The sequence below is a fragment of the Kitasatospora sp. NPDC058115 genome (assembly GCF_042884635.1).
GTDB lineage: Bacteria > Actinomycetota > Actinomycetes > Streptomycetales > Streptomycetaceae > Kitasatospora.
On the sequence record NZ_JBHVTL010000019.1, the window covers coordinates 139,424 to 158,139 of the forward strand.

Here is an 18,716-nt window from a genome sequence, read left to right on the forward strand (position 1 = left end):
CGCCCCGGGCTCCGCGGCCGCCCGGACCGCCGCCGCGCCGCGTCGTGACGGGCCTGCGGCTGCGCGGGCGCCTCAGCGGAGCCGGTCGCCGAAGGCGGCCGCGAACGCCTCGGTGATCAGCTCGGGGAGTGCCGTCCGGCCGTCGTCCTCGGCCCAGCGCACCAGCGCCGTGTGCAGGGCGGCCAGGCAGGCGCCGGTGGCGGCCTGGGCGCGGAAGGTGTCCTCGGCGTCCCCGAGGGCGGCGACGATCGTCTGCTGGAGGGCGTACTGGTTGTCGAGGTGCCTGGCCCGCAGGGCCGGTGTGGTGATCATCAGCCGGAGCCGGGCGAGCAGGAAGCGGGCGTCGCCGGTCTCCGTCAGCTCCGTGGCGGCCCCGACGAGGGCCGTGCCGATCCGGCGGACCAGGGGCCGGCCGGCGGGGGCGGCGGCGATCCGCTCGGCGACGAGCTCGGCGTCCTGACCGGTCAGGACGAGGTCCTCCTTGGTCGGGAAGTGCCGGTAGACGGTCATCGGCGACACCCCGGCCGCCTGCGCGACATCGGTCACCGCCGTCGCGTCGTAGCCGCGCTCGGTGAACAGCCGCACCGCGTGGGTCTGGATGAGGCGTTGCGTCTCGGCCCGGCGCCGGGCGCGGAGTGTTGAGGGCTGCTCTGGCATGTGGTAGACCCTATCTGAATGGTAGTCACTACCACCTATGGGGTGCGGGGATGAAGACGGCTCTGGTCACCGGGGCGTCGCGCGGCATCGGCCGCGCCATCGCGGAACGCCTGGCCGCCGACGGCGCGGCGGTCATCGTGCACTACGGCACCGACGAGGCCGGCGCGGCCGCGACCGTCGAGGCGATCGAGCGGGCCGGCGGCAGCGCGTCCGCCGTACGGGCGGAGCTGGGCACGGACGACGACGTCGACACGCTCTTCGCGGGCGTCGAGGCGGTGCTCGGCGGCCGCCCGCTCGACATCCTGGTCAACAACGCCGCCGCCGCACCGGCGGGCCCGCTCGGCGTCACGACCCGGGCGGAGTTCGACCACCTGTTCGCGGTGAACGTCCGCGCGCCGTACTTCACCGTCCAGCGCGCCCTGCCGCTGCTCCCCGACGGCGGCCGCGTCATCACGATCTCCTCCGTGGCCACCCGGATGGCCAACCCGGCCCAGACCTCCTTCGCGATGACCAAGGGGGCGGTCGAGACGATGACCCTGACCCTGGCCAACGACCTCGGCACCCGCGGCATCACCGTCAACGCCGTGGCCCCGGGCGCCACCCGCACCCCGGCCAACGCCCCCGTCTTCGAAGCCCCGGGCCTCGCCGACTCCATCACCCGCTCCACCGCCCTCGGCCGCCTGGGAGGGCCGGAGGACGTCGCCGACATCGTCGCCTTCCTCGCCTCCGACGCCGCCCGCTGGATCACCGGCCAGACCGTCGACGCGAGCGGCGGCCTCTTCCTCGGCCCCCGCGCCTGACGGAGCCGTCCGGCACGAGGCCCCGCCGTCCGGCACGCGGCCCCGCCGTCCGGCGGCCCGGGTCAGTGGCCGCTCCCGGGTCAGTGGCCGCTCCTGAGGTTGAGGACGACGACTCCGACGATCACCAGGGCTATGCCGAGCCACTGGAGACGGCCCAGGGACTCGCCGAAGGCGACGACGCCTATGCCCGCCACGGCCGCCGTGCCGGCGCCGGACCAGACGGCGTAGGCCACGGAGACCGGGATGTGCTTGAGGGCGCGGCCCAGCAGCACGAAGGAGAGGACGTAGCCGATGGCCACGCCCACGCTCGGCCAGAGTCTGCTGAAGCCCTCGGTCAGCTTGAGGCAGCTGGTGGCGCAGACTTCGCTGATGATCGCCAGGGCGAGGAGGAGGTAGGGCACGGGGGGTCAAACCCCGGGAGCGGCGGTGAGCTTCCCGAGCAGGGCCAGGTCCGCGTGCTCCAGGCTGTCCAGCAGGGTGACCCGGGCGTCGCCCGGGATGGGGACGTCGCTGGAGGGGACGGCGAGGACGGCGCAGCCGGCGGCGGTGGCGGAGGCGACGCCGGTGGGGGTGTCCTCGACGGCGACGCAGTTGGCCGGGTCCAGGCCGAGGCGGGCGGCGGCGGCGAGGTAGGGGTCCGGGGCGGGCTTGGTGCGCGGGGTGTCCTCGGCGGCCAGGGTGACGGCGAACCAGTCCCGGCCGATGGTGCCCAGCACCATGTCGACGACCCGGCGGGGGGAGGCGGAGACCAGCGCGGTGGGCACCCGGGCGTCGCGCAGGGAGGCGAGCAGGGTGAGGGCGCCGGGGCGGGGGACGGTCTCGGCGGCCACCTTGCCGGCGAAGGAGTCGCCGAGGCGGGTGGCGAGTTCGGCCTCGGTCAACGCCGTGCCGCTGACCCGGTGGAGGTGGGCGGCCGTGTGCTCGATCGCCCGGCCCAGCACCTCGGGGGCGTCCGCCTCGGTGAGGGGGTGGTGCAGTTCGTCGGCGAGTTCGGCGGCGGCCTGCCACCAGAGCTGCTCGGTGTCGACGAGGGTGCCGTCCATGTCGAAGAGGACGGCGGCGGGTGGGGGAGTTCCGGGCATGGCGGTACCTTCGGCGGTTCGGAGAAGCAGGGGGCGGTCGGTTCAGACCGTACGACGGTCGACCAGGACCGGCCGCTCCGGGAGGGTGAGCGCGGCGCGCGAGCCGATCGGCAGGGCGGCGGCGGACTCGGTGGGAAGGTCGGCCTTGACCTCGGTGCCGTCGCCCAGGCGGACGGTGAGGCGGGTGACGGCGCCCAGGAAGGACGCGGAGACCACCAGGGCCGTGCCCTGCTCGTCGGGCGTCAGCCGGACGTTCTCCGGGCGGACCAGGACGTGCAGCTCGCCGTCGGCGGGCAGCGCGCCGTCCACGGCGTGGCGGCGGCCGAGGACCTCGACGCCGTCGCCGGTGCGCTCGCAGGGGATGCGGCTCATGGTGCCGACGAACTCGGCGACGAACGCGGTGGCCGGGCGGGCGTACAGCTCGGAGGGGGTGGCGCACTGCTCCAGGCGGCCGGCGCGCAGCACGGCGACCCGGTCGGCCATCGACAGCGCCTCCTCCTGGTCGTGGGTGACGAACAGGGTGGTGATCCCCAGCTCCTGCTGGAGGCGGCGGATCTCCTCGCGCAGCGAGAGCCGCACCTTGGCGTCCAGCGCGGACAGCGGCTCGTCGAGCAGCAGCACCCGGGGCTGGAGGGCGAGCGCGCGGGCGAGCGCGATGCGCTGCTGCTGGCCGCCGGACATCTGGTGCGGGTAGCGGCCGGCGTGCTGGGGCAGGCCGACGAGCTCCAGCAGCTCCTGGGCGCGCTTGAGGCGCTCGGCCTTGCCGGTGCCGCGCATCCGCAGGCCGAAGGCGACGTTGTCGGCGGCGGTCAGGTGCGGGAAGAGGCTGTAGGACTGGAACACCATGCCCGCGTCGCGCTTGTGGGCGGGGATCGCGGTGATGTCCCGGCCGTCGACCAGGACCTGGCCGGAGTCGTGCTGCTCGAAGCCGGCCAGGATGCGCAGCGCGGTGGTCTTGCCGCAGCCGGAGGGGCCGAGCAGGGCGAGCAGCTCGCCGGGGTGGACGGTGAGGTCGAGGCCGTCGAGCGCGGTGGTGGCGCCGAACGCGCGGCGCAGGGAGCGGAATTCGACGGTGGCGCTGCCGGGGGCGAGGGGGACGCCGGTGACGGGGGCGGTGGCCGTGGTCATGATGGGTGACTCCGGGGGGTTCAGGAGGTGGCGGTCTCGGTGCGGCGCTCACGGCCGACGGTGGCCAGCAGGAGCAGCAGCAGCCAGGTGAGCAGCAGGCTCAGGATGGAGACCGCGACCGACATGTGGGCCTGGCTGTTGCCGACCGAGTAGATCCAGACCGGGAAGGGCTGGAAGCCGAGGATCGAGGCGGCGGTGAACTCGCCGAGCACCAGGGCCAGGGTGAGGAAGGAGGCGTTCAGCAGGGCCCCGCGCAGGTTGGGCAGGACGACGGTGAACACCGCGCGCGGCCAGCTCGCGCCGCAGTTGCGGGCGGCCTCGACCAGGGTGCGGACGTCCACCGAGCGCAGGCCGGCGTCCAGGGCGCGGTAGGCGAGCGGCAGGGCCATCAGCACGTAGGCGATGACCAGCACCAGCGGGAAGTCGGGGTCCTGGACGAACACGAAGGTCTGGAAGAACGGGGTGTCCATCAGGTAGTCCGGGCCCCAGCGGAGGACACCGATCAGGCCGGCGGTCAGGGCGACCGGCGGGACGACCAGCGGCAGGGTGCAGAGCACGTCGATGACCGGGCGCAGCCGGGGCGAGCCGAGCCGGACGGCGATCAGCGCCGGGACGAGCAGGACCAGCAGCACCAGGACGGTGACGACGGCGAGGCCGAGGGTCAGCCAGAGGCTGTCCAGGAAGCCGGGGGCGGAGAGCAGCCCGGTGTAGGCCTCGAAGGAGATGCCCTGCGGGTCGTCGATCGAGAACCAGAAGGAGGCCGCGAGCGGGACGACGAAGTACAGGCCTGCGAGCAGCAGCACGACGCCGCGCCACCAGCGCACCTTCGGCCGGCGGGACACCGTGGGGGCGGGGGTGGTCAGCTGAGCCATCGGGCGCTCCGGCGCTGGAGGGGGAGGTACACGGCCATCACCAGGACGGCCACGATGATCATGTTGAGGCTGAGGGCGAGGGCGAGGTTGCCCTGGCCGACCAGCACGTTGCCGGAGAGCGCGTCCGCGATCGAGCGGCTGACCAGCGGGACGGTCGCGCCGACCATGGCGGCGGCGGTGGCGTAGGCGGCGAAGGCGCTGCCGAACAGCAGCACGAAGCCGCCGAGCAGCGAGGGCGCCAGGATCGGCAGGGCCACGTGGCGCCAGTACTGGACGCCGGTGGCGCGGTTGTTCTGCGCCGCCTCGCGCCACTGGGTGCGCAGGCCGTCCAGGGCCGGGGTGATGGTGAGCACCATCAGCGGGACGAGGAAGTACAGGTAGACGACGGTCAGGCCGGTGAAGGAGTACAGCGACCAGCCGTGGTCGGTGAGGTGCAGCAGCTTGGTGATCTCGCCGGCGTTGCCGAGGGTGGCGACGAAGGCGAAGGCGAGCGGCAGGCCGCCGAAGTTGGCGAGCACGCCGGAGGCGGTGAGCACCGCCTGGCGCAGCCAGGTGCGCCGGGAGGTGACGACCGCCTGGGCGAGCGGCAGGCCGATCAGGGTGGCGAGCAGCGCGGTCAGCGCGGACAGCTTGAGGCTGCTCAGCATGGCGGTCAGGTAGCCGCCCTGGACCGAGTCCGCCATGTTGTCGAAGGTGAACTGCCCGGCGCCGCTCTCCGCGTCGCTGGAGGTGGTGAACGCGCCGATGACGATGGCGACGGTGGGCAGTCCGAAGCCGATCAGGAAGAACAGCAGCAGCGGGACGGTCGCGAGCCAGGAGGCGCCGCCGAGGCGGGCGAGCGGCCGTCGCCGGGGGGTGGGGGCGGTGGTGGTGGGGGTGGTCGTGGCGGTGGCGGACGCCCCCGCGCCGCCACCGGTGACGGTGGCGGCGGGGGTGGTCGGCACCGGGGTGGGAGCCGTGGTCATGAGTGCCTTTTCTGAGCCCGGAGTGCGGTGCGCGGCCTGGGTGTCAGCCCGCGATGGCCTTGGTCCAGTTCTCGGTGACGACCTTCTTGGCCGCGTTGATCTGATCGACGGTCGGGAAGGTGGTGAACGGCTTCTCGACGGTCGGCAGCTTGGCGGCGGCGGCGGTGTCCAGGGTGCCGTCCTTCTTCAGCGCCTCGAAGGTGGACGGGGTGGCGTAGCCGCCGAGGAAGAGGTTCTGGCCCTCGGCGCTGAACAGGTACTCCTGCCACAGGCGGGCGGCCGCCGGGTGCGGGGCCCACTTGTTGATGCCCTGGTTGTAGAACTGGGCGTAGGAGCCGTCGGTGGGGATCGAGACCTTCCAGTCGATGCCCTTGTCCTTGAACTCGTCGGTGTAGCCGGCGTTCAGGTAGGACCAGTCGATCGAGATCGGGGTCTCGCCCTTCTCGATGGTGGCCGGGGTGGACTCGACCGGGTTGAAGTTGCCGGACTGCTTCAGCTTGCCGAAGAAGTCGATGCCGGGCTGGATGTTGTCCAGCGAACCGCCGTTGGCGAGCGCGGCCGCGTAGACGCCGCCGAACGCCGAGCCGGACTTGGTCGGGTTGCCGTTGAGGGCGACCTGGCCCTTGTACTCGGGCTTGAGCAGGTCGGCGAAGGTCTTCGGGCAGTTGGCGATCTTCTTGGCGTCGCAGCCGATCGAGACGTAGCCGCCGTAGTCGTTGACCGCGGCGCCGTTCGCGTCCTTCATGGTGTCCGGCACCTTGTCGAAGGTGGACACCTTGTAGGGGGCGAGGATGCCGTCCTTGACCGCCTGCAGGGCGAAGGCGCTGCCGAGGTCGACCACGTCGGGGGCGCGGTCCTGGCCCTTGCGGGAGTTGATCGCGTTGATCTCGTCCTGGCTGGAGCCGTCCGGGTTCTCCTCCTCGACCTCGATGCCGTACTTGGCCTTGAAGGAGTCGATGATCTTGCCGTAGTTCGCCCAGTCCCGGGGCAGCGTGATGACGTGCAGCTTGCCCTCCTTCTTGGCGGCGGCGACCAGGCCGTCCATGCCGCCGAAGTCGGCGGCGGAGGTGGCCTCCTTGGCGTCCTTGGCGCCGGCCTTGGCGGTGTCGCCGGACGTGGCGCTCGACCCGGCGGAGCCGCAGGCGGTGAGGGAGAGCGCGGCGGCGGTCAGGACGGCCGCGAAGGCGGCGGCGCGGACACGGTGCACGGTCACGGGGAAGTCTCCTGTTAAGGGGGCGTACTGCGAGGGGGCGTTCGCGGGGGGTTCCGCGGGCCTGCGTCTCGCGAAGGGCGGCGGGAAGGCCGGGTGAGCGGCCGGTCGCCGTCGTCCGAGTTGACTAGCCAACTTCGCTGACGTGGGTAAGTACGCCGGAGCCCGGTGACGGGAAGGTGAACGGATGGCCCAGCCCCGGGGTCGGCTGCGGGAACGGTCGAATCAGGTCGCCGGCGGACCGTCGGACAGGTGCGATGCTTCGGGAGCGCAGCGGGATAAGGTCGGGCTGTCCGGCGCCGTTCGGGGCTGCGCAGGACACCGCCCAGGAGGGACATTGACTGACGTGGCACTGGAGTCGGGGCGCCCGGGCGCCGGTCCGGAGGGGACTCCGGCCGACGCGCCCGGAACCGAGCGCGGGGCCGGTTCGCTCTACCGCAAGGTCGCCGCCGACCTGCGCGAGGCGATCACCACCGGCGCGTTCGGCGAGGCCGGACGGCTGCCCGCCGAGGGCGCGCTCGCCGAGCAGTACGGCGTCTCGCGCGGGACCGTCCGCCAGGCCCTCGCGGTGCTGCGCTCGGACGGCCTGGTCACCTCGCGCCGGGGCACCCGCCGGGTGGTGCTCGGCACGGCCCGGGTGCAGAGCTTCTCCGAACTGCTCAGCTTCACCCGCTGGGCGTACTCGATGGGCGAGGAGCCGGGCGGCATCCTCGACTCCATGGTGCGCCGCCCGGCGGACGCCGCCGAGCGCGAACAGCTGCGCCTCGAACCGGGGGACGAGGTCTACGTCATGGTGCGGCTGCGCACGCTCTCCGGGACGCCGGTGATGGTCGAGCGGACCGTCTACCCGCCCCGGGTCGGCGAGATCGTCGCCGAGCTGCCGCCGGACGTCGTCTCGCACACCGAAGTCCTGCGCGAGCACGGGATCCTGTTCACCGACGCGGACCACACGATCGACATCGTCGCCGCCAACGGGGACGACGCCCGGCTGCTGGGCTGCCGGCGCGGCGGCCCGCTGCTGCGCGAGCGGCGGCGGACGACGGACCCGACCGGCACGCCGGTGGAGTGGTCCCAGGACCGCTACCTGCCGGGGACGGTGGCGTTCAGCGTGCACAACTCGCTGGCCACCTCGGCGCTTTCGCGGCACGCCCGGGACGTCGACTGACGGCGGCGGGCGGGTCGGACGGCGGCGGACGGGGCGTGCGGGTCGGACGGGGCGTGCGGGTCCGACGGGGCAGCCCGCTGTGCGGACCGCCCCGTTTCGCCCGCCCGACGCGCCGTCAGCGCATCAGCGAGGCCAGCAGCGGGCGGAAGTGCGCGAAGTCCGGCGTGACCGCGTCCGCCTCCTTGGCCTGCTCGTCCCAGCGGCGCACCGCCACCGCGTCCGCCGCGCCCGGGTGGGCGGCGAAGTCGGCGGCGGCCTGCGCGGACATCGGGCCGCCCTGCACCTGGAGGGTGTACGCGGAGGCCTCGGAGAGCTTCGCCCGGTAGTCCGGCTCGACCGTGCACAGGTAGCGCTTCGCCGCCACGTGCAGCCGGACCGGCTCGGTGACCTCCGGGCCGAACCAGCGGGCCAGCCAGTCCGCCCCCGTGTCGCTGTGGCGGTTGTCCCGGCCCCCCATCAGGTCGCGTCCGTGCAGGGCCCCGTGGAAGTGGCCGACGTCGTGCAGCAGCGCCGCCGCGACCAGGTGCGGGGCGGCCCCGGCCGCCTCGGCCAGCGCGCCGGCCTGCAGCATGTGCTCGGCCATGGTGACCGCCTCGCCCAGGTACTCCCCGGAGCCCTCGCCCGCGAACAGGGCGGCGAGTTCGTCCAGCGCGGCCGAACGGCGGTGCAGCACGGCCAGGGTGGAGGCGAGCGAGTCCAGGTCCGCGTAGCAGCCCTGGAGGTGGCGGCGGCCGTCCTGGGCGAAGGCGGTGCGGGCGTGCATCAGCCGGGTGTTGTCGAAGATCAGGCAGTCGCCCGGGTCGAGCCGGAACTCCAGCTGCAGCTCCGGGCGCAGGGTGATCGCGGCGAACGCCCGGTACGCGGCGTAGAAGGCGTCCAGCTCGGCCGCCGGACCGCGCAGGGTGGCGATCGAACGGTTGTTGAAGCGCACCTCGCGGATCCGGCCCCGCGGGTCGGTCCCGATCAGCGGCCGGTCGGCGCGCAGTTCGGCGGCGCGGTCGCGGAAGACGAACGGCACGGGGGTGCGGGTCAGCACCGCGAAGTGCTCCGGCGCCTCCGCGCGCAGCAGCGCGGCGGCCCGGAAGCCGTCCACCAGGCCGGAGTCCCCGCCGGTCGCCGAGTTCTCCAGGCAGTGCAGCAGCTGGAGGGTGGGGACCGGGTCGCGGTACGGGTTGTCGGTGTGCGGGGCGATCGCGGCGCTGGTGAACGCGAGGTTGTTGGGGTCCGGTTCGACCCGGACGTCGAACAGCTCGCCGTAGTTGGTGACCCGCACGTGCCCGAAGGTCCCGGCGACGGCCAGCACCTGGCGCTCGCGCACCGGCACCCCGCGCAGCACGGCGAAGCCGTCGCGGCGCACGGCGGCCAGCACGGCGGCCCGCTCCGCCGGGTCGGCGAGGTACGCCTCCCACGGCGCCTCCGGAATGCCGCGCGCGAAGTCCGCGGCGTCCCAGAGCCGCTTGTCCGTCTCCGTCCGCCCGTCGCCGTCCGCGTCCCGCGCCAGCCAGGCGGAGGGGTAGCGCGAGCGGTGCCCGTCCGACCAGAGCACCTCCAGGTGCCCGTCCAGCTCGGCCTGCGCGGCGATCGCGAGGTCGTCCGGCAGATCGGTGATCTGGAACAGCTTCTGCCCGCTGCGCGGGTCGCGGCACTCCCCGCAGGGGCAGTTGTCGCGCAGCCAGTACGGCGACAGCTCGGTGGTCATGGGTCTTCTCCTCGGCGGCGCGGGGGCTCAAAGTTGTATAGCCAACTTCTCCGTCGCGCAGGAGCCTGCCGGGGCAAGGTGGGCATCGGGTGTCAGGCGGGTGAACCGCCCGGGAACAGTGTGGTGGCGACGGCGGCCCCCGGGGTCGTCGACGGGCGGGAGGTCGCGTGCCGGAGTCATCGAACTGGCAGTGTGAACAGTAGGTTTGAAATTTGATCAGCTAGTTCTCATGCCCTACAGTCATTCCCCAGCGTGGCGCTTCAGTCACGCCGAGACGTATGGGGCCAGGACGTGTCCTGGAGGCCCGCTCCCTTCTTCATGGACTCATCGGTCCGATGGGCGCGGGCTGTTGTTGGCGGTGGTGTGTGCGCCCATGTAGCGGCCCGATCTTCCGTTGAACGGCAACCGCCTCGGTGGGACGAGGACCGCGTGCGTGGTTGAGGGGCGCGGTGCCCCACGCCCCTGTTCGCCCTCGGGACGACGGGGGAACGGTCCGGCGATGGCGCCGGGTGGCCGAATGCACCGTCCGAGGGGTGGTCCCCATGACCGCTGTCAGCAGTGATTCCCCCGGGCCGGAGCGCACCCTGTGGGTGGACGACTCGGGCGACGGCCGCTCCCTTGTCGTCTTCGCCGCACTCGGCGTCCCGGACACGCAGTTCGACGCGGCGACGGCCGCCTGGACGCGGTTCCGCCAGGGGTTGCCGGTCGATGTCGGCCTGCGGATCCCGGACGACGCGCCGCTCCATTCCGAGGAGCTGATCGGGGCCCGCGGTCGTGCCGCGTTCGTCTCGCGCACCTCCGACCGTGAGACGCACCGCGACCGCTGCCGCCAGGTGGTCCGGCACGGGTTACTGGCGTTGGGCTCGCTGCCTCTTGTGAGCGTCCACGTGGCCTACCGGCGTACGGACGACTACCGGTCGGACCGCCCCGCGCTGTTCACCGAATTTCTCGCGCAGCTCAACGCCGACCTCGCGGACGCGGGTGAGTACGGCCGGGTGATCGTCGACGGCAACGGCACGGACGGCGCGTCGCGCAACGCCCTGAGGCGGTTGCCGAGCGAGGACCTCCGTATCCGGGACCTCTCGTTCGCCCCGGCCCGGCACCATCATCTGCTTCAGGCCGCCGACATGGTGGCCTACGCGGCCTTCCAGGACATCGCGAAGGCGGAGGCGAAGCGCTTCATGTGGGGCTGGTCGGCGCCGGTCTTCCGGTCCGGTCCTGGACCGCGTGCACTCTGACACCCGACCCGACGGTCACCGTCGAAGGGGCTGGGCCCGGAGCGAACCCCGGGCCCAGCCGGCAGGACCTGGAGACCCGACCGAGTCGGGGCAGGACCGCGAGTCCAGTTTTCCACATCCATCGCGAAGGACACAGGTGATGACGTCAAAGTCCGAGTCCGAGGGCCCCATCACGATCGAGTGGGGCAAAGAAGAGATCGTCGTCTCCCAGGTGGCCCGCTCGCTGCCGGAACCGTCCGTTGTCGGCGACCGGACGAAGCTGGTGCGGGCGGGCCTGGCGAGCCCGGAGGCGTCGCTCCCGGAGGACGCCTGGCACGCGCTCGCCAGGGCCTGCATGGCCCCAGAGGCGGTGGCGCTCCAACTCAGGCCGCCGGCGGAGTCCAGCGCGAGCCTCCTGCTGGAGGAGCATGTCGACGGCGCGACCCTGAGGTCCGTGCATTCGCGGATCTGGCTGAGTGAGCTGTTTCCCGGTATCCAGCCGCGGACGGGGCAGGAGGACTACGGGGTCGCGGATCCCAAGGTGATCGGTGCGGCCGAAGGGGACCGACCCCAGTCGATCCTGCGGTACCGCTACCGGAACGCGAACCACCTGCGGCAGCACGTCTGGCAGACCATCCACGCCACCATCGGGCTCAACTCCTACGAGGAGTCGATTCTCGCCCGCAGGGTGACCCGGGCGCTCATCGTTCATCCGGTGATCTTCGAGTTCGAGGACGGGACGGAGCCGATCTCGGCCCTGCTCGCCCGGGACGGCATCACGCGCCTCGCCAGCGCGTGGAAGGTGCTGGCGGGACCGGGGACCTCGCCCGACGACGTCGCGGACCTCGCGGTGACGGCGCTCTTCAAGGCGGTCCGGCAGCCTGCCGCGGAGCCCGTCAAGTCGCTGACCCAGTTGATGGCCCTGGGGCGGGAGGCCTACCGCAAGGCACTGCGCGAGGAGTTCAATTCGGAGTGGCCGGCCGGCCACCCGTCGCCGCGCGCCGTCCAGATCGCCCAGACGTACCTGGTTCCCGCCCATGTCGCGGTCGGAGTGGAGGCGGACGGCAACGGTGTCCTGGCGGTGGCCGACATCTTCGACGACGCCGTGCGGTCGATCCTCGCGTCCGTCCACGTCGAGTTCAGGGCGTGGGACGAGGCCGCCCAGAACCTTGAGGTGGCCACCCGGGCGCTGAAGCTGGTCGCCCAGACCAAGGGCATCGAGTGGGGCCAGGAGGATTCGCTCAAGAAGATCTACGCGCTCGCGGCCGGCACTCTCGACGAGCGGGCGACGCCGGAGGTCTACGGCGACCCGAGGACCCCCGGGACGGCGCTGTGGCGCGCTGTGCGCCTCCTCTACTCCTTCACCAGGCCCGCGCTCTACACGGCGCTGCACGACCGGGCCAAGGCGATCAAGGGGGATCGGCGCATGGCGGCCAAGGGGTTCGCGGGCCTGCTGGGGCCGGTGATCGACGTCCCGTGGCGGATCGCCAAGAAGTCGGCCACCAAGCAGGCGCGGAACGCCTGGAGCAACGGTGGCGTGCTCTGCAAGGACGTCTTGGCCGAGGACTGGTCTCCTGTGCCGGTCGACGACTTCACGACTCTGGTGGAGCCCGCTCTGAAGGGCGACGTGGACGCTCGGTGCACCCTGGCCGTGGCGGGCGGCATCGCACTCATCGCGGACAAGCTCCTCACCCGCAACGTCGGATCGGCCGTGGCGAGTGCTCCCGCTCCGGGGAAGGTTCCCTTCCGGGCGGACGTGAACGTCGTGATCGGGGGCCTGGCCCGCGAAGGCAACGAGCTCGGTCTGTGGACGCTGGCCTTGGCGGCGCAGCGCTTCCGGACGGATCGGATGCCGCTCAACGCCGATGTCCGGAAGGAGCTGGGTCTGACCGCTGATTCCACCACCTACCGGCACGTCCGGGTGGACCTCTCCGCGCCGGACCGGATCGCGCGGACCGAGGGTGGTGAGGAGGAACTGCTCACCGTCTGGGATGTCGTCTGGGCCTCCGACGAGGAAAGGGCCCGGAAGACGACCAGGCCGCCGGTCTTCACGACCGAGCCGAGGACATCGCTGTTCCCGGACGGCGGGGCCGGGTTCGGAGCGGACCCGGCCACCGATTCGTCGGAGCTGTCGGTCGGGCAGCAGATGGCCGCGCAGCGGCGTGCCTTCGCCGCGTCGCTTCGGGATGCCCGGCATCACCTCGACCGGCTGGAGGAGCTCGGTCAGCAGGTTTCGGGACACGAACTCTTCGGCGGCGCCGAGGAGTGGACGAAGCTGCGTGAGAACGTGCTCGCGATTCTCGGCCACTTCCCGTCCGGAGGCCCGGACAGCGAGGAGAGCGAGGAGCAGGACCCGCTCGCCGACGACGAGAGCGACGACGAGGAGTCCTGATCCGAGCCTTGGGAACCGGTCAGGCGGTCGCGTTCCAGGCGGCCTCGGCGGCGGTGAGGGCCGGGGTGGCGTCGGTGGTGGTGGCGGTGGCCAGGGCGGTGAGGGTGGCGCGGACGGTGTCGAGGGCGGCGGCAGGGCCGTAGTGGTTGACCCGCAGCATCCCGGTGGCCAGCGGGCCGCCGCCGGCCTGGACCGGGAGGGACGGGTCGAGGCGGCGCAGCTCGGCGGCGAGGGCGGTGGCGTCCAGGCCGGCCGGGGTGCGCAGGGTGGTGGCCACCGGTGCGGCGTGGGCGTCGGCCGGGACGAACGGGGTGAGCGTGCCGAGGGCCCGCACGCCCGCGCGGGTGGCGGCCGCGGCCGCCCGGTGGCGGGCGATGACGGTGGGCAGGCCGTCCGCGGCGATCCGGTCCAGGCAGGCGCCGAGCGCGAGCATCTCCAGCTGCGCGGGCGCGTGCGGCAGGACGGTGCGCCCGGCGTCCGTCCAGCGCTCCTTCCAGTCCAGCAGCGAGAGGTAGGAGCGGCGCGGGGCGGCCGGGTTGGCGGTGATCCGCTCCCAGGCCCGGGCGGAGACCGAGACGGCCGAGACGCCGGCCGGCCCGCCCATCGCCTTCTGCCCGCCGATCACGCACAGGTCCACGCCCCAGGCGTCGGTCAGCAGCGGCTCGGCGGCCACCGAGGCGACCGCGTCCACCATCAGCAGCGCGCCGTGCTCGCGCACCACGGCGGCGATCTCGGCGACCGGGTTGGTGTTGCCGGTGGCGGCCTCGGCGTGCACCAGCGAGACGAAGTCGACGGCCGGCTCGGCCGCCAGCGCCTCGGCGACCTGCTCGGCGCTCACCGCGGTGTCGAACGGCACGGCGAGGTCGACGACCTTCGCGCCGCAGTCGCGCAGCCAGTTGCCGAAGGTCTGGCCGTACGGGCCGGTGACGATGTTGAGCGCGGTCGAGCCCGGGTGCGCGGCGCCGCGGATCGCGGCCTCCAGCGGCAGCAGTGCCTCGCCCTGGGTGACGATGACGTCGGCGGTGGTGTGCAGGAGCGCGGCGACCTTGTCCTCGATCTCCGCGAAGTCGGCGGCGCTGAGCGGGGGCAGGTCGAGGAAGGGGCTCACGGTCTCTTGGCCTTTCGAGGGGGAGGCGGGGGGAGGGACGGTACTGGCCGGCAACGAGTCTGCCTCATCCTCGCTGCTTACAAGGAACGGCGCCGTCGGTAGAGTGCGGCCATGAGCATGGGCACGGTGCTGCACGTCAGGGGTCGGGTGCTGGTCGGTCCGGAGGACGTCCGGGACGAACTCTGGGTGGTGGACGGCCGGGTGACCTTCTCCCGTCCGACCGCCGTCGGCGCCGGCTCCGCCGAGGTCCGGACGGTGGAGGGCTGGGTGCTGCCCGGCCTGGTGGACGCGCACTGCCATGTCGGCCTGGACGCGCACGGGGCCGTCGACGCCGCCACCAGCGAGAAGCAGGCGCTCACCGACCGTGACGCCGGCACCCTGCTGATCCGCGACGCCGGGTCCGCCGCCGACACCCGGTGGATCGACGACCGCGAGGACCTGCCCAGGATCATCCGGGCCGGCCGGCACATCGCCCGCACCCGCCGCTACATCCGCAACTACGCGCACGAGATCGAGCCCGGTGACCTCGCCGCCTACGTGCGCGCGGAGGCCCGGCGCGGCGACGGCTGGGTCAAGCTGGTCGGCGACTGGATCGACCGCGACCGCGGCGACCTCGCCGCCTGCTGGCCGGGCGACGCGCTCGCCGAGGCGATCGCGGCCGCGCACGAGGAGGGCGCCAGGGTCACCGCGCACTGCTTCGCCGCCGACTCGCTGCCGGACCTGCTGGCCGCCGGGATCGACTGCGTCGAGCACGCCACCGGCCTGACCGAGGAGCTGATCCCGGTCTTCGCCGAGCGCGGGGTCGCGATCGTGCCGACCCTGGTCAACATCGCCACCTTCCCCCGGCTGGCGGCGGGCGGCGAGGCCAAGTTCCCGGCCTGGTCCGCCCACATGCGCCGGCTGCACGAGCGCCGCTACGACACGGTGGGCGCCGCGCACGACGCGGGCATCCCGGTCTACGTCGGCACGGACGCGGGCGGCTCGCTGGCCCACGGCCTGGTCGCGGAGGAGGTCGCCGAGCTGGTGAAGGCCGGGCTCACCCCCGCCGAGGCGCTGTCGGCGGCCACCTGGGGGGCGCGTGCCTGGCTGGGGCGCCCCGGCCTGGAGGAGGGCGCGCCGGCGGACTTCGTGGTGTACGCGCAGGACCCGCGCGCCGACGTCCGGGTGCTGGCCGATCCCCGGCTGGTGGTGCTGCGCGGGCGCCCGGTGGCGTGAGCGCCCGCGGGGCCTCTTCGGTGTGATCATCTGGGTGAACGGCCTGTCGGTGTAGGCCGATAGGGTTACGCCCATGGCACCGCGTCCACTGAACGAGATCGTCGAGCCCGGATGGGCCACCGCGCTGGAGCCGGTGGCCGGGCGGGTCGCCGCGATGGGCGACTTCCTCCGCGCCGAACTGGCCGCCGGCCGCACCTATCTGCCCTCCGGCCCGAACGTGCTGCGCGCCTTCCAGCAGCCGTTCGCCGAGGTGCGGGTGCTGATCGTCGGCCAGGATCCGTACCCGACCCCCGGCCACGCGGTCGGCCTGAGCTTCTCGGTGGGGGCCGACGTGCGGCCGATCCCGGCCAGTCTGGTCAACATCTTCCAGGAGTACGGCGCCGACCTCGGCCTCCCGCAGCCGTCCAACGGCGACCTCACCCCGTGGACGCAGCAGGGCGTGCTGCTGCTGAACCGCGCCCTGACCACCGCCCCGCGCAAGCCCGCCGCGCACCGCGGCAAGGGCTGGGAGGAGGTCACCGAGCAGGCGATCCGCGCCCTGGTGGCGCGCGGCGGCCCGATGGTGGCGATCCTCTGGGGCCGGGACGCGCGCAACCTGCGGCCGCTGCTGGGCGAGATCCCGGCGATCGAGTCGGCGCACCCGAGCCCGTACTCGGCGAGCGGCGGCTTCTTCGGCTCGCGCCCGTTCAGCCGGGCCAACGAGCTGCTGGTGCGGCAGGGCGCGCAGCCGGTGGACTGGCGCCTGCCGTGATCCGGCGGCGCCTCCGGGCCCGGGCCTAGCAGACCTGGGTCAGCGCGGAGCGTCATCTTCACCCCAACGGGTGAAATGACGCTCTGTATGACTCATATGACGGAGCGTTTGAGAAGACTGGCGGCTCATCCTTTCATCCGTGGGGGTACCGCCATGTCTTCTCGACGAATCGTTTCCGCAGCCGCCGCCGTCGTGGCCTGCACCGTTCTCACCGTTCCGCCCGCCTGGGCCACCTGGGCCGCCGAGCCCGCGCCGGTCGGCTCGCCCGTCGGCTCACCCGCCGCCTCACCCGCCGCCCCGCCCGCGGGATCCCCGGGCAAGGCGCGCGCCGTCACCGCCGAACTCGACCTGGACGTCCGGCTGTTGAACAACGCCGTGGCCGTCCCCGTCGACGTCGCGCTCAACAAGGTCGAGTCCCCGGCCCAGCGCGAGGGCACCGTCCTCACCGCGACCGTCGACGGCGTCGACCAGACCGGCCCGGTCACCCTGGTGAAGGCGGAGGTCGGCAAGTCGGTGACCAAGCTGGACGCCAAGGCCTCCACCGCCTCCGTCACCCTCGCCGACGCCGAGGTGCACGCCCCCGGCCTGCCCGGGACCACCCTGCTCGGCCTGGAGGCGCTGAGCGCCACCGCCACCTGCCCCGTCGACGGCAGGCCCGCCGCCGACGTGGTCGCGCCCGCCCGGCTGACCGTCCTCGGCAAGCCGGTCACGGTCGATCTGTACGGGCCGACCACGGTGGACGTGCCGCTGGTCGGCAGCGTGACGGTGGAGTTCTCCAGGAAGACCACCACCTCGACGACGGCCGCCGCCTCCGCCCTGGAGGTCAAGGTCGCGGTGGACCCGCTCAACCTCAACGTCGCCAAGGTGACCGGCACCGTCACGGTCGCGTCGGTGAGCTGCGAGAAGCCCGTCCCGGCCGCCCCGACGTCCACCGCGACGCCGTCGGCCACGCCCGCGAGCACGCCGGCCACGCCCGCCGCCGCCGTCACGACGACGCCCCCGGCCGCCCAGCCCGTCGCGGACACCACCCCGTCCGCCGCACCGGCGGCGGCCACCGCCACGGCCCACCGGAGCGCGTCCCCCTCCGCCGGCCGGGCCACCACCGCCCCCGACAGCCTCGCCTCCACCGGCGGCAACGACGCCACCCCCCGGCTCGCCGCCGGCGCCGCCGCGCTGCTCGCCGGAGGCGGCTGCGCGGTCTGGGCCACCCGCCGCCGCCGGGCCGCCGCGGCCCCCGCCCACGCCCGCCGGCGCTGACCCCCGGCCCCACGGGTGCGGGAGTGCCACCTGCGGCACTCCCGCACCGTGACCGTGCCAATGCGGACGGTTGGTTCACATGCGCGTTACATGAGAGGAACAACCGGGAAACGGCGGCTTGCAACGCTACGCGGGCACCCACCACTCAGTTTGCGAGGTACACCGCCGTGGCAATCAAGGCCGAGTACATCTGGATCGACGGCACCAAGCCGACCGCCAAGCTCCGCTCCAAGACTCGTGTCCTGCCGAACGCGGACAAGATCCCCACCTGGGGCTTCGACGGTTCCTCCACCAGCCAGGCCGAGGGCCACGCCTCCGACCGCGTGCTGGAGCCGGTGCGCGTCGTCCCGGACCCGATCCGCGGCGGCGACCACATCCTGGTCCTCTGCGAGGTCAACGAGACCGACGGCACCCCGCACGCCTCCAACACCCGCGCCCAGCTGCGCGGCGTCGCCGAGCAGTACGAGGCGCAGGAGTCGATCTTCGGCATCGAGCAGGAGTACACCTTCTTCAAGGGCTCCCGCCCGCTCGGCTTCCCCGAGGGCGGCTACCCGGCCCCGCAGGGCGGCTACTACTGCGGCGTCGGCGCCGAGGAGGTCTTCGGCCGCGAGATCGTCGAGCTGCACCTCGACCGCTGCATCGACGCCGGCCTGGCGATCTGCGGCATCAACGCCGAGGTCATGCCCGGCCAGTGGGAGTTCCAGATCGGCCCGGTCGACGCCCTGACCGTCTCCGACGACATGTGGATCGCCCGCTACCTGCTCTACCGCACCGCCGAGGAGTTCGGCATCGACGCCACCCTCGACCCGAAGCCGGTCCGCGGCGACTGGAACGGCGCGGGCGCGCACACCAACTTCTCCACCAAGGCGATGCGCGAGAACTACGACGCGATCATCACCGCCTGCGAGTCGCTGGGCACCTCCCAGGAGAAGGTCCTGGAGCACGTCACCCAGTACGGCGCCGACATCGAGTCCCGCCTGACCGGCAAGCACGAGACCGCCCCGTGGAACGTCTACTCCTACGGCGTCTCCGACCGCGGCGCCTCGGTCCGCATCCCGTGGCAGGTCGAGGTCGACCAGAAGGGCTACATCGAGGACCGCCGCCCGAACGCCAACGTCGACCCCTACGTCGTCACCCGGCTGCTGATCAACACCTGCTGCGCCGCCCTGGAGAAGGCCGGCCTGGTCTGATCCCGGCC

The 18,716-nt window shown here is 73.2% G+C and carries 17 protein-coding genes; 8 read left to right on the forward strand and 9 right to left on the reverse strand.

Translation table 11 applies throughout. The features are described 5' to 3' along the window. Positions 1-72: 72 nt before the first annotated feature. Positions 73-657, reverse strand: coding sequence for a TetR/AcrR family transcriptional regulator (locus tag ACFVVL_RS21225; protein WP_387677403.1), 585 nt, complete (start codon positions 655-657; stop codon positions 73-75). Between the two features lie 50 nt (positions 658-707). Here ACFVVL_RS21225 and ACFVVL_RS21230 point away from each other — a divergent pair, with 50 nt between their 5' ends. Beyond that, positions 708-1,457: an SDR family oxidoreductase gene (locus ACFVVL_RS21230; RefSeq protein ID WP_380295494.1), complete on the forward strand. Its 750-nt coding sequence runs from the start codon at positions 708-710 to the stop codon at positions 1,455-1,457. 80 nt (positions 1,458-1,537) lie between these two features. Here ACFVVL_RS21230 and ACFVVL_RS21235 read toward each other — a convergent pair whose 3' ends face one another. Genes ACFVVL_RS21235 through ACFVVL_RS21260 form a run of 6 tightly spaced genes read right to left on the reverse strand, consistent with a single transcriptional unit; the run spans position 1,538 to position 6,717 of the window. After that, positions 1,538-1,858, reverse strand: a complete 321-nt coding sequence (locus ACFVVL_RS21235) for a DMT family transporter (RefSeq protein ID WP_380295493.1) — start codon at positions 1,856-1,858, stop codon at positions 1,538-1,540. A gap of 6 nt (positions 1,859-1,864) precedes the next feature. Continuing rightward, positions 1,865-2,539 (reverse strand): HAD family hydrolase, encoded by a 675-nt coding sequence (locus tag ACFVVL_RS21240; protein ID WP_387677406.1) that lies wholly within the window; start codon positions 2,537-2,539, stop codon positions 1,865-1,867. A gap of 42 nt (positions 2,540-2,581) precedes the next feature. Beyond that, positions 2,582-3,667, reverse strand: a complete 1,086-nt coding sequence (locus tag ACFVVL_RS21245; RefSeq protein WP_387677408.1) for an ABC transporter ATP-binding protein — start codon at positions 3,665-3,667, stop codon at positions 2,582-2,584. Between the two features lie 20 nt (positions 3,668-3,687). Then, positions 3,688-4,539 carry an ABC transporter permease gene (locus ACFVVL_RS21250; RefSeq protein ID WP_387677411.1) on the reverse strand — a complete coding sequence of 284 codons (852 nt, stop codon included), beginning with the start codon at positions 4,537-4,539 and terminating at the stop codon, positions 3,688-3,690. Beyond that, positions 4,527-5,504, reverse strand: coding sequence for an ABC transporter permease (locus ACFVVL_RS21255; protein ID WP_387677414.1), 978 nt, complete (start codon positions 5,502-5,504; stop codon positions 4,527-4,529). The genes ACFVVL_RS21250 and ACFVVL_RS21255 overlap by 13 nt, the downstream gene beginning before the upstream one ends. A gap of 43 nt (positions 5,505-5,547) precedes the next feature. Further along, positions 5,548-6,717 carry an ABC transporter substrate-binding protein gene (locus ACFVVL_RS21260; protein ID WP_380295483.1) on the reverse strand — a complete coding sequence of 390 codons (1,170 nt, stop codon included), beginning with the start codon at positions 6,715-6,717 and terminating at the stop codon, positions 5,548-5,550. A 343-nt stretch (positions 6,718-7,060) separates the two neighbouring features. Between ACFVVL_RS21260 and ACFVVL_RS21265 the strand changes: the two genes are divergently transcribed. Next, the gene (locus tag ACFVVL_RS21265; RefSeq protein ID WP_380295515.1) at positions 7,061-7,879 is read left to right on the forward strand and encodes a GntR family transcriptional regulator; all 819 of its coding nucleotides are present in this window, start codon (positions 7,061-7,063) and stop codon (positions 7,877-7,879) included. A gap of 115 nt (positions 7,880-7,994) precedes the next feature. Here the strand turns inward: ACFVVL_RS21265 and ACFVVL_RS21270 are convergent, their stop codons facing one another. Then, positions 7,995-9,578 (reverse strand): phosphonate degradation HD-domain oxygenase, encoded by a 1,584-nt coding sequence (locus ACFVVL_RS21270; RefSeq protein WP_387677417.1) that lies wholly within the window; start codon positions 9,576-9,578, stop codon positions 7,995-7,997. Between the two features lie 590 nt (positions 9,579-10,168). Between ACFVVL_RS21270 and ACFVVL_RS21275 the strand changes: the two genes are divergently transcribed. After that, complete coding sequence (locus ACFVVL_RS21275) at positions 10,169-10,816, forward strand: DUF3800 domain-containing protein (RefSeq protein WP_387677420.1); 648 nt, start codon at positions 10,169-10,171, stop codon at positions 10,814-10,816. 139 nt (positions 10,817-10,955) lie between these two features. After that, entirely contained in the window at positions 10,956-13,187 is a 2,232-nt protein-coding gene (locus tag ACFVVL_RS21280; RefSeq protein ID WP_387677423.1) for a hypothetical protein, read from the forward strand. Between the two features lie 19 nt (positions 13,188-13,206). Here the strand turns inward: ACFVVL_RS21280 and ACFVVL_RS21285 are convergent, their stop codons facing one another. Continuing rightward, complete coding sequence (locus ACFVVL_RS21285) at positions 13,207-14,295, reverse strand: pyridoxal-phosphate-dependent aminotransferase family protein (protein WP_387677426.1); 1,089 nt, start codon at positions 14,293-14,295, stop codon at positions 13,207-13,209. A gap of 111 nt (positions 14,296-14,406) precedes the next feature. On the opposite strand from ACFVVL_RS21285, the gene ACFVVL_RS21290 reads away from it, so the two are divergent. The 4 genes from ACFVVL_RS21290 to glnII all read left to right on the forward strand — a co-directional run bounded on the left by ACFVVL_RS21290 (position 14,407) and on the right by glnII (position 18,708). Further along, positions 14,407-15,510 carry an amidohydrolase family protein gene (locus tag ACFVVL_RS21290; protein ID WP_387677429.1) on the forward strand — a complete coding sequence of 368 codons (1,104 nt, stop codon included), beginning with the start codon at positions 14,407-14,409 and terminating at the stop codon, positions 15,508-15,510. A gap of 73 nt (positions 15,511-15,583) precedes the next feature. Continuing rightward, positions 15,584-16,261, forward strand: a complete 678-nt coding sequence (locus tag ACFVVL_RS21295) for a uracil-DNA glycosylase (RefSeq protein WP_380292786.1) — start codon at positions 15,584-15,586, stop codon at positions 16,259-16,261. A gap of 153 nt (positions 16,262-16,414) precedes the next feature. Then, positions 16,415-17,518 carry an SCO1860 family LAETG-anchored protein gene (locus tag ACFVVL_RS21300; protein WP_387677433.1) on the forward strand — a complete coding sequence of 368 codons (1,104 nt, stop codon included), beginning with the start codon at positions 16,415-16,417 and terminating at the stop codon, positions 17,516-17,518. Between the two features lie 167 nt (positions 17,519-17,685). After that, a complete protein-coding gene (gene glnII, locus ACFVVL_RS21305) occupies positions 17,686-18,708 on the forward strand; it encodes a glutamine synthetase (RefSeq protein ID WP_387677436.1) in 1,023 nt (340 codons plus the stop codon). The last annotated feature ends 8 nt before the right edge of the window (positions 18,709-18,716 follow it).